The sequence below is a fragment of the Psychrobacter sp. genome (assembly GCF_036731945.1).
In the GTDB taxonomy this organism is placed as follows: Bacteria; Pseudomonadota; Gammaproteobacteria; order Pseudomonadales; family Moraxellaceae; genus Psychrobacter.
Genome location: NZ_DAINDI010000042.1, coordinates 12144 through 23310 on the forward strand (window position 1 = coordinate 12144; position 11167 = coordinate 23310).

Genomic DNA, 11167 nt, shown 5'->3' on the forward strand with positions numbered 1-11167 from the left:
AACCCAATGGCCGCAACCTGATAAAGTCGCCCAAGGTTGGAATCAACAGCAGCAACTGATCAATGGTATGCTCAATAAAACGAACTTACTTGAGATGCTGCGTACCTGCTGCGTGTTTATGGACACTGATGCAGGCCCGCGTATCAAAGTCGTCAGTCGTTATCAGCAGTTTCGCGCTGCCCATAAGATTATGGCGCGTTTGCGTAATGGAGAGACGCCTGAAGATAAAAGTGGCGTGGTTTGGCATACCCAAGGTTCAGGTAAGAGTTTGACTATGGTGTTCGTGGCACGCATGCTCAGAGCGTCGCGTGATATGAACGACTACAAAATACTCTTGATCAATGATCGTGTGGATCTTGAAGATCAGCTTGCCGTCACCGCGACGCTGATCGGTGGCCGAGTAAATACTATAGAGAACAACAAAGCCCTACGCATGCAGCTAGCGACGGATAGCTCAGACATCAATATGGTCATGGTACACAAATTTCAGCTGCGGGATACCGCCATGCCTAACTCTGTATCAGAGGCGCTCAGCACTTACCAAGCCATCCCAACTAGCCAGACTTTTGGCGTAGTCAACGACTCATCACGTATTTTATTGATGATAGATGAAGCCCATCGTACCCAAGGATCAGATCTAGGCGATAACGTATTTGAAGCTTTTCCCAACGCCGTACGCATTGCTTTTACTGGCACGCCGCTAATCACAGACCGACATGGTGCCAAAAAAACCCATAAGCGTTTTGGCAGTTATATTGACGAGTATAAACTCATGGATGCGGTCAGAGACGGCACCACCTTACAAATACTCTATGAAGGCCGTACCTCTGATGATGCGCTTAATGATAAGCACGGGTTTGAGAGCAGCTTTGAGAACCTATTCAAAGATCGTAGTGACGAGGAACTACTGGCCATTAAGAAAAAATATGGCGCGACAGGCGACATACTAGAAGCTGAAAACCGTATCAATGCCATTGCTAAAGATATGGTGAAACATTATCTTGAGCATATTTACCCTAACCAATTCAAAGCGCAAGTCGTCTGTTCCTCAAAGCTTGCCGCCGTGCGTTATCAAGAGGCAATTCATGCTGCACTCAAAGCCCATATAGAAATGCTAAAAGCGCAAGAGGAGCCTGATTTTAAGCAGATTAAACGAGTTGAGTTTTTGCAGGCTGCGGTCATCATTTCAGGTAATGGCACTAATGAAGCCGCTTATATTACTAAAGTACGCAAACAAGCACGCGCAATGAATGCCGTTGAAAACTTCTGTAAGCCATTTAATATGGAAGATCCTGATAAAGCTAATACGGGTATCGCCTTCTTAATTGTCTGTGACATGCTACTGACTGGATTTGATGCCCCGATTGAGCAAGTCATGTATATCGACAAAAAGCTCAGAGAGCATACTTTATTACAGGCTATCGCTCGTACTAACCGCGTGAAAAAAGGAAAAAGTAGAGGTTATGTTGTTGACTACATTGGTCTGACAGAGAATTTAACAGATGCTTTAACTTTGTATGCAGCAGCTGGCGAGGAACAAGAGTTAACTGATGGCTTAAAAAGTATTACCTCTGAGATGCCTATATTAGAAGAGCGTTATCTGCGACTACTGCAACTGTTTGAGCAGCATAAAGTAAAAAGAATTCGTGAGTTTATTGAAGGTGAATTACCGGATGTACAAACAGATGCCGCAGTGGTACATGAGGCAGTAAAATTATTAAAAGACGAGAAAATTCGTGCTGACTTTGAAGTGTACTTAAAGAAGTTTTTGCTGAGCTTAGATATTATTTTGCCTCATAAATCGGCTCATAAATACCGCGTACCTGCCAAGCGTTTAGGGTATATATTGAATGTCACCAAGGAGCGCTATAAAGATACTAGTCTAAGCTTAGGTGATGCGGGTGCCAAAGTAAAAGATTTAATAAACAAGCATTTAGTGAATCTAGGCATAAATCCTAAAGTAGCACCGGTTGAGTTATTTGCAGATGACTTTATTGAAAAGCTTAATAAGAATGCAGGTGATAATGCTGAAGCTAAAGCCAGTGAGATGGAGCATGCTATTCGTAAGCACTGCACCGTGCACCATGATGAAGATCCTAGTTTTTATAAAAGCTTATCTGAAAAAGTTGAGCGCTTAATTGATCAATATCAAGAGCACTGGGAAAAGCTTGCTGAAGAGCTTGAAAAATTGCGTACTGAAACAATGCAAGGACGCAAGCAAGGTGAAGAGGGTATGAGCCGAGAGGCGACTACTTTCTATGAGCATGTTGCCAATCAAGCTTTTATAGATGGTGAAGTTCCCAATGATGACAAAGCTAAGATGAGAGTAGTGATGGAAGCTATCGTAGAAACCTTACAATCGAGTGTCGGTAGTATCGATTATTGGAATAATCCCAATAAACAAAAAAATACACGTAGTAAAATCAAAACGGCATTAACACTAACTGGTATCCAAGAACTAAAGGAAAACCGTGAACGCCTTGCTATCGAAATCATGAAGCTGGCTAAAAATAGACATGATTCTTTAGTCAATAGTACTAAGGAGGAGGTGAATAGTGAATGCTAGAAGAGTCCGAGATATAGATTATCAGTTACTACCTGGAGCAGATAGAAAAACCACAGATATCGTGATTGAGCGCAATGGTATTATTGTGGTTCGTCCTCCGCTCAATTACAGCCCTGAGCAAGTCGATGCGATTGTCGAAAGCAAACGCCTATGGATTTATCGCAACCTTGCAGAATGGCGTGATCTAAATGCGACATCTGTTATTCGTGAATGGGTTAATGGTGAGACATTTCTATACTTGGGTCGCTCTTACCGTTTATCACTAATAAATCAGCAAACTGAGTCATTAAAGCTTAAAGAAGGTCGTTTTTGCTTAAATCGAAAAATAGTCGATAAAGGCGGAGCAGATGCCGCTAAAAAAGCATTCGAAGCTTACTACATAGAGAAAGGCTTACAGCGTATATCCGATCGAGTAAAGTACTATGCACCTAAAACTGGCGTAAAAGCCACTTCAGTCAAAGTAAAAGATATGGGTTTTCGGTGGGCCAGTTGTAGTGCGTCAGGTGTACTTAACTTTCATTGGAAGTGCATGATGGCACCAGCAAAAATTATCGACTACATAATCGTCCATGAGCTATGCCACATGCACTATCGTAACCACTCGGAAGCATTTTGGAATGAAGTTGATAAAGTAATGCCAGATTACCAAGAGCGTAAAGAGTGGTTAAGAAAGAATGGTGCAGGACTGACATTATAATAATTTAAAGCCTTCTATAGTTGATTCAGTTTAAAAGAGATACAAGGTAACCAAATGCAGATATAGATGTGATACTTCAAGCGAGGTTAACGCTGTAACTCTTTTATAGAGGATTGACTATATAAGTATTCAGTTTAATAACATAAAGCTGAATACTTCTTTATTTATAAATTCATTTGTAAATAATAAAAACTACCTATTGAGCCGCCTCATCCCGTCTAAACACCCACGTCTTATCATCCGACACATCTGCACAGTAATAATAGCCTGCCAAATCAAACTGCTTTAACTGCTCCGCATTGGTCACCTTATTATCAGCAGCATATTTCACCATTAGTCCACGGGCTTTTTTGGCATAAAAACTAATCACTTTATATTGACCATTTTTCTCGTCTTCAAATCTTGGCGTGATAATTTGCGCATTTATTGTTTTCTTTTTTATTACCTTAAAATATTCATTAGAAGCTAGGTTAATCAAAACTTTGTCCTCACTATCTGCCATGCGCGCATTGATAGTGTCAGTAACTTCTTCGCCCCAAAACTTGTAAAGATTATCCCCGCGCTCATTTTTTAGCTTGGTGCCCATCTCTAGGCGATATGGCTGAATCAAATCGAGCGGTTTCAGCACGCCATAAAGACCTGACAAAATACCCAAGTGTTCGTTAACGTAAATAGCAGTATCTTTGTCCATCTGATACATATCAAGCCCAGTATAAACATCGCCGTCAAATAAATAACCCGCTGGTTTGGCGTTGTCACCTGTAAAGGGAGTATTTGCACTCCAAGCCCAGTCTTGATTACGTCTGGCATTAAGCTGCGCCAAATCGTCAGAGATACTCATCAGCTCTTGTAAATCAATTGGCTCTTTTGCTTTTAGGTCTTTCATGAGCACCTGCGCATGCTCAATTAGCTCGGGCTGACTATAGTAGTTGCCAAGATTGACTGGCACAGTGTCTTTTTCATTAAGCGATTTGGCAGGGGAAAGTAAAAAATACATGGTTATTCCTTATTTATAGTAGGTCAATGGGTGTTCTATTGAGCGGTCAAGTTTTCTTATTATACGTTAGGCCGTATTTTATCTTGACTTAGTCGTAGCGGTTTTGTATTTTTAAGCGTCATCGTAGACATATGTCAAACCTTAAGCCAATTTTTATATTTATCGTGAGCTAATAGCTTACAGGCTTTGCGCGCTTTTAGAAAAAATAAAAGTTTTTAATATAACAATAAAAGTTATGATGATGGTGTAAATGCCTAACTTTTTATTTTACTTGTGGGTCATCATTAGGCAATGAAAGTTTGCAGATGTTATCTCTATAATAAAAAGGCATGATGGCAAAGGAGCTATCATTTATTAAATTGATAATCTTTGGTCTTAAGTTCTTAACCAACCGTGACCAAAGATTTTTTTGTCCCCTGTGCTTTTTAAAGATGCGTTGCGGGTGTTAAGAGATAGTCATTAAACGTGAGTATAGTCATTTGACGTAAGTAAGGAGACGGTATGAAGATTGGTGTTATTAGTGCAGATAGCGCGAGTGAAAAACGGGTAGCGCTAACCCCAGACGCGGTAAAAAAATTACGTAAACTAGGGTTTGAAGTCGTCATTCAGTCAGGTGCAGGTCAAGCGGCGTATTACGCTGATGAATTGTATCAGGCAGCGGGTGCTGATATTGCCAACAGTAGTACCGAGGTCATCAACCAAGCGCAAATTATTACTACCGTCAATGATTTGCCAGCAGCGGTGACTGAGCATTTAACAGCCGGTCAAGTGGTCATTGGTATGCTTGACCCATATCGCAATAGCCAGCTAGATACTTATGCGGCCAAAGGTGCAACCGTCTTTGCTATGGAGTTATTGCCACGTACTTTGTCACGTGCGCAAAATATGGACGTCTTATCGTCACAAGCCAACCTTGCCGGTTATAAAGCGGTATTGCTTGCTGCTAATGAATACTCGCGTCCATTTCCGATGTTTATGACCTCAGCGGGTACGGTTAAACCTGCCAAAGTGGTTATCTTAGGCGTTGGGGTTGCAGGTTTGCAGGCGATTGCGACGGCGAAGCGTTTAGGCGCTGTCGTTGAAGCCAGTGATTTGCGACCTGCTGCCAAAGAACAGGTAGAATCGCTTGGTGGTAAATGGCTTGACGTGCCAATGAGCGAAGACGAAGCGCAAAAAGCCAAAGCCACGGGCGGCTATGCATGGACGCCCTCTGAGCAATATATCAAAGATCAGGCTGCCGTGGTAGATAAAGCCTTGAGCAACGCAGATATCGTCATTACCACCGCGCAGATTCCTGGACGTAACGCGCCGCGCTTGGTGCACGGGGCAACGCTTGCCAAAATGAAAGCTGGTTCAGTACTGATTGATATGGCCGCTGGCACTGGCGGCAACGTCGAAGGCAGTGTGCCTGATGAAACCATTACCACGGCAAATGGCGTGCGTATCGTCGGGGCAGCCAATATCCCATCACAACTGGCGGCGCAGTCTTCAGATTTATATGCCAATAACCTTGTTAATTTTATCACTACTTTAATGGCTCCTGCAGCTAAAGACGACGCTTCAGAGAAAACGCTGGCACTTAATTTAGACATGAATGATGAGATTCAAGGGGCGTTAGCAGTGACGCATGACAATCAAGTACGTCTTGCTAAACGCTAAGCCTTAAACATCCAGTCTCGAATTTCATTACCTTACATTTGCCAGACACGAACAAATTTTTAGGAGGATTAGATGATTGCCACTATTTTAGCGGCAGCGCCAGCGGGTGCGGCCATGAGTAGCACACCGTTTGTAGCGATTTTCACGGTATTCGTGCTCGCTATTTTCGTCGGATATTACGTCGTTTGGGGCGTCACGCCAGCACTGCACACGCCATTGATGGCAGTAACCAATGCCTTATCAAGTATCGTTATCGTCGGCGCGATGCTACAAACCGTCACCATTGACGGCGCGATGTTTACCCCGACCAGCTTGCTCGGTGCATTTGCAGTATTTTTAGCCAGTATTAATATCTTTGGTGGTTTTGCGGTGACGGAGCGTATGCTGGCGATGTTTAAACCAAAAGTAAAAAAAGCGCCAGTACTTGAAACTGCGACGACTGAAAGTGGAGGCGATGCATGAGCGATTTAACAAATATGATTGCAGCAAATGCAGATTGGTTTTATTTAATCGGTGCTATCCTTTTTGTCTTAACCTTGCGTGGTCTTTCTAGTCCAAAAACCGCCATTCGTGGTAACCGTTTTGGTATGGTGGCGATGGCAATTGCGGTCGCAACGACCTTTTTCTTAGCCGAAGGCCCTGTGCTGTGGTTAATCATTGGCGCCATGGTATTGGGTGCACTCGTTGGTATGTGGAAAGCAAAAACGGTCGCCATGACCCAAATGCCAGAAACTGTCGCTTTGATGCACTCCTTTGTTGGTTTGGCGGCGGTGGCGATTGCCTTAGCGACCGTACTGCATACTGAGCAACAGCATGGCGCTGTCGCCCGTGCTGAACTGTTTATCGGTTGCTTTATTGGTGCGATCACCTTCTCAGCGTCTGTTTTCGCCTTTGGTAAATTGGCTGCAAAAAGTTGGGCAAAAACACTCGTAGGCAGCTGGGTAAAGCCAGTACAAGCAATCTTATTTATCGCGATGATTGGTTTTGGTATCGTCTACTTTATGACCGATTCATTGCCAGCTTTTTATGCGATGGCCGTATTAGCCGTGATATTTGGTTGGATGTGGATTGCGCCAATCGGTGGCGGTGATATGCCAGTGGTTGTGTCGCTATTGAACTCATTTTCAGGTTGGGCAGCAGCGGGTATCGGTTTTACCCTTGGCAACTCGATGCTGATTATCGCAGGTTCGCTCGTTGGTTCGTCAGGCGCGATTTTATCTTACATCATGTGTAAAGCCATGAACCGCTCTCTACTAAACGTTTTATTTGGTGGTATGGGTACGACAGCTGCCGCTACAGGCGCAGATGATGGCGCACCTAAAAACTACAAAGCGGGTTCGGCAGAAGACGCAGGTTTCCTAATGTCTAATGCCAGCAGTGTGGTGATTGTACCGGGCTACGGTATGGCACAGGGCCGTGCTCAAAACGCGGTCAAAGAATTGTATGAGCTGTTAAAAGAAGAGGGCGTCAATGTGCGCTTTGCCATTCATCCGGTCGCTGGTCGTATGCCAGGCCATATGAACGTACTATTGGCGGAAGCTGACGTGCCTTATGATGACATTCTTGAGATGGATGAGATTAACTCCGACTTTGCCAGTACCGATGTGGTCTTAGTGATTGGTGCCAACGACGTCGTCAACCCGTCGGCAAAAGATGATCCATCATCACCAATCTTTGGTATGCCAATTTTAGAAGTCAATAAAGCGCAGACGGTCATGGTTATTAAACGTTCAATGAGCACAGGCTATGCAGGTCTTGATAACAGCTTGTTCTACATGGACAAAACCATGATGATCTTTGGTGATGCTAAGAAAATGGTTGAAGAGATGGTACGTAGTATTAATGGCGGCGGTCATTAATTGCTAATCATCTACTAATAATATTTTCACGAAAAAAGTCACTGAGGTGGCTTTTTTTGCGTTAAGGTAGGCAGCATTTATCAGAGCTATATTTACTCATAATTAATACAGAATAACCGTGCAGAGATTTCCTTTATGAACATGTTGATACGTTTTTTTATTATGGTCAGCTTATTAAAGCAGCAGCTGAAACAGCAAATGGTTAATGAACACCTAAGTGTCGAGACATTAACCAAACCAATTGTACGCCATTATCGCGTATTGCCACACGATATGGGCTTTCGCGACCATTTACCTAATTATCGCTACTTGTCTTTTATCGAGTTAAACATCACTAAATGGCTGATGGCCTGCTGTCATCAAAAAGGGATTAAAAATCTCGGCTGGATTATTGCCATGCAAGAAATGGTCTATCTCAAAGAAATTAAATTCCTCAATAAAATGACGGTAAGTAGTACGCTTGTCGGCTGGGATAAAAAATACGTCTATTTTGAAACCCGCTTTTTGGTAAAAAATCAGCTCATGGGTGTTGGTATGACCAAATTTGTCTTAAACGATAAAAAAGGCAAATGCGCACCAGAGATATTGGATATGACAGGTGAGCAGACAAATGGGGTCATTGATTCTTGGAATCAGCATCAAGTAGCGATTAAATCTGCAGAACCAAAATAAAAAGTTAAAGCAACAAAGGCGGTATAACGAACTTGTCTATAAACGGTTAGCGAAATTTGATAGGATAGGGGTTAGTAAGTTGCCAAGTAAATGGTTAGACAAACATTAGACAAACAACTGGTCAAACTAACCGCTAGTTTGGTGAAAGTATAAGATTAATAACAGTTAAGGAGCTACCATGAGCCCGCAAAAATTAAAATGGACAGACAGCTTAGATATCGCTATTGAGCTTTATGAGAAATTCCCTGAGACCGATCCGCAGTACATTCGCTTTACTGATTTGCATCGCTGGGTAACGGAATTAGAAGGTTTTGATGATGATCCGCAAAAATCAAACGAGGGTATCTTAGAAGCGATTCAAATGAATTGGATTGATGAAGCGGATTAAGGCAGTTTTGCTCATTTAATCGCACATAAAATAAAAATCACATAGCACAACAGGGCAGGCAGCATCATGACGTCACAAATTAAAGAGCTACCCGAAGCGATAGCTTGCAAGGGTATTAGCGTACGCACCACCAATCACGCTGAAATCAGCCACGAAACGGCAAAATTAGGCCGCTTATGGCAAAAGTTTTATCAAAACCACATGGGAGATTTGCCTGAAGGTCAGGATATTTATGGTATCTACCACAATTATGAAAGTGCTGATTTAGTAGGGGCGTTTGATGTTGTCGCTGGTTGGAAAATGGACAATGAGCAGGCGCAGCCGGATAATGGAGCGGTCGCTAATACGAGCAATCTTGTAACCATAACCATTCCTGCAGGGAAATACTTAGTCTTTTCAGAAACAGGCAATATGCCTAATACCGTGATGAATGCGTGGGAGAAGGCGTGGGAGTACTTTAACGACTCAAGTTGTGAGCATACTCGCACTTATAATGTCGATTTTGAGCACTATATTGATGGTAATTTAGAGTATGGACAAGTTGATGTTTATATTGGGATTGAGTGAAGCTAGTAAGTAGCTTAATTGACTTGTGTTGTTCAAGTCCTTATCGATAAAAGATCATAATAAAAAAGCGCCAAATACGAAGCAGATGGCGCTTTTTTTGTTTCTATAAATTATGTCTAATCAAGCAGCAGATTCTCCAAAATCCCCTCATATATCTGCGCCAATCTGCCTAAGTCATCTATTTCTACCTTTTCATCGACCTGATGAATCGTGGCGTTACGTACGCCAAGCTCAACCACTTGCGCACCGGTTGGCGCGATAAAGCGTCCATCTGAGGTGCCACCAGAGGTTGATAACGTAGTGTCGATATCAGCAACTGTTTTAATCGCTTGCTGACAGGCCGATACGAGTTTGCCTTCAGGGGTTAAAAATGGCTGACCGGATAATTTCCAGTTAATATCATAACTGGCTTTATTGTTTTCAAAATATTTATCAAAGATAGCATGAGTTCTCGCTTTTAATTCTTCTTCCGTCGTTTCTGTGGAAAAGCGGAAGTTAAAGATAACGGTTAGCTTTTCAGGGATGACATTGGTTGCGCCCGTACCGCTATTTATATTGGAGATTTGCAAAGAAGTCGCAGGGAAATACTCGTTGCCGTTATCCCAAGTGGCGTTGGTTAATTCTGCTAATGCCGCCATTGTTGCATGAATCGGATTGCAAGCCAGATACGGATAGGCAACATGACCTTGTTTGCCAGTGACGGTAAGCTGTGCGCCCAATGAGCCGCGGCGACCGTTTTTAATGATATCGCCAAGCGTGTTGGTACTTGATGGTTCACCAACCAAGCAATAGGTGATTTTCTCATTACGCGCTTCTAAAGTTTCAATGACTTTGACCGTGCCATTGATGGACGGGCCTTCTTCATCTGCGGTGATTAAAAAAGCAATAGAGCCATTGTGCGTAGGATGATTAGTGACAAAACGCTCAGCGGCAACGGTAAAAGCAGCAATGCCAGTTTTCATATCAGCGGCACCGCGTGCCCATAGATAGCCATCGGCAATGGTTGGCGTAAATGGCGGATAAGTCCAATTGTTCTCGTCGCCTGTAGGAACGACGTCGGTATGACCAGCAAAACAAATAACCGGATCAGTGGTGCCACGGCGCGCCCAAAGGTTTTTGACTTCCGCTTGCTCGCCTTTTGCCTGTCTATCACCGTAATACATAAATTCGCAATCAAACCCAGCCTGCGTCAGACGCTCTGACAATATATCTTGGCAGCCATAATCATCTGGGGTGACGGATGGACGTTCAAGTAGGGCGATGCTTAGCTCTAGCGTTTGCTGTTGATGGGTTTTACTATTATTTTCTGAACTCATGACAGTCCTAGATATGTTGTTTTGATGTTTATAATTTGAGGTCTGAAAAAATTTAGTTTTTATCCAAGTCAATTTTTTCATAATCGCCGTAATATATTGCTAGATACTCTGTAATGCACTTTTCGGCTGGGCTATTACTATAATTTTTAACTTTGTCACTGTTGTAAGCATGCACGTAGCCAGCTGCAGAAATCACATCACCCATTTTATAACTCGTTCCTAATAGTCTTAAAGTCTTATGATGACTATTAAAAGTTGCATGTCCTTCGGGAAATACAGGTGTCATCCATCTGCTTCCATCAAATGCAAGTAGACACCCATTCTCATATTTGAATTCAGTAGTAATAGCAGTCGGATTAATTATGAGAGGTTCTTCAGGCGTGGATTTTGGCAAATAATAGGTAAAAAATAACTCATTGTTTTTTTGAGTAGCGGCTTGATGATTA

Annotated in this window: 11 protein-coding genes; 8 read left to right on the plus strand and 3 right to left on the minus strand. The window is 42.7% G+C overall.

Going from position 1 to position 11167, the window contains the following annotated elements; translation table 11 throughout:
• Both V7D75_RS09570 and V7D75_RS09575 read left to right on the plus strand, forming a co-directional pair.
• On the plus strand, window positions 1–2566 hold a 2566-nt coding region (locus V7D75_RS09570; RefSeq protein ID WP_333614381.1), incomplete at its 5' end, for a type I restriction endonuclease subunit R.
• On the plus strand, window positions 2556–3263 hold the full coding sequence (locus V7D75_RS09575; protein WP_333614382.1) for a M48 family metallopeptidase: 708 nt from the start codon (window positions 2556–2558) through the stop codon (window positions 3261–3263). The genes V7D75_RS09570 and V7D75_RS09575, both read left to right, overlap by 11 nt.
• Window positions 3264–3459: 196 nt before the next feature.
• On the opposite strand, the gene yaaA is transcribed toward V7D75_RS09575, so the two are convergent.
• Window positions 3460–4260 (minus strand): peroxide stress protein YaaA, encoded by an 801-nt coding sequence (gene yaaA / locus V7D75_RS09580; protein ID WP_333614383.1) that lies wholly within the window; start codon window positions 4258–4260, stop codon window positions 3460–3462.
• Between the two features lie 501 nt (window positions 4261–4761).
• Here yaaA and V7D75_RS09585 point away from each other — a divergent pair.
• The 6 genes from V7D75_RS09585 (at window position 4762) to V7D75_RS09610 (ending at window position 9405) form a co-directional block, all read left to right on the plus strand.
• Window positions 4762–5919 carry a Re/Si-specific NAD(P)(+) transhydrogenase subunit alpha gene (locus V7D75_RS09585; protein ID WP_333614384.1) on the plus strand — a complete coding sequence of 386 codons (1158 nt, stop codon included), beginning with the start codon at window positions 4762–4764 and terminating at the stop codon, window positions 5917–5919.
• 114 nt (window positions 5920–6033) lie between these two features.
• Window positions 6034–6381 carry a proton-translocating transhydrogenase family protein gene (locus V7D75_RS09590; protein WP_200663874.1) on the plus strand — a complete coding sequence of 116 codons (348 nt, stop codon included), beginning with the start codon at window positions 6034–6036 and terminating at the stop codon, window positions 6379–6381.
• Complete coding sequence (locus V7D75_RS09595) at window positions 6378–7778, plus strand: NAD(P)(+) transhydrogenase (Re/Si-specific) subunit beta (RefSeq protein WP_102076789.1); 1401 nt, start codon at window positions 6378–6380, stop codon at window positions 7776–7778. The genes V7D75_RS09590 and V7D75_RS09595 overlap by 4 nt, the downstream gene beginning before the upstream one ends.
• Before the next feature lie 135 nt (window positions 7779–7913).
• On the plus strand, window positions 7914–8450 hold the full coding sequence (locus tag V7D75_RS09600) for an acyl-CoA thioesterase (protein ID WP_333614385.1): 537 nt from the start codon (window positions 7914–7916) through the stop codon (window positions 8448–8450).
• Window positions 8451–8628: 178 nt separating this feature from the next.
• Window positions 8629–8838 carry a Fe-S cluster assembly protein IscX gene (gene iscX, locus V7D75_RS09605; RefSeq protein ID WP_144297698.1) on the plus strand — a complete coding sequence of 70 codons (210 nt, stop codon included), beginning with the start codon at window positions 8629–8631 and terminating at the stop codon, window positions 8836–8838.
• Window positions 8839–8904: 66 nt separating this feature from the next.
• Window positions 8905–9405 carry a GyrI-like domain-containing protein gene (locus V7D75_RS09610; RefSeq protein WP_333614386.1) on the plus strand — a complete coding sequence of 167 codons (501 nt, stop codon included), beginning with the start codon at window positions 8905–8907 and terminating at the stop codon, window positions 9403–9405.
• A gap of 116 nt (window positions 9406–9521) precedes the next feature.
• Here the strand turns inward: V7D75_RS09610 and dapE are convergent, their stop codons facing one another.
• Window positions 9522–10721 carry a succinyl-diaminopimelate desuccinylase gene (gene dapE, locus V7D75_RS09615; protein ID WP_333614387.1) on the minus strand — a complete coding sequence of 400 codons (1200 nt, stop codon included), beginning with the start codon at window positions 10719–10721 and terminating at the stop codon, window positions 9522–9524.
• Window positions 10722–10773: 52 nt separating this feature from the next.
• Window positions 10774–11167 (minus strand): hypothetical protein (locus V7D75_RS09620; protein WP_333614388.1); only part of this gene is annotated, 394 nt, incomplete at its 5' end.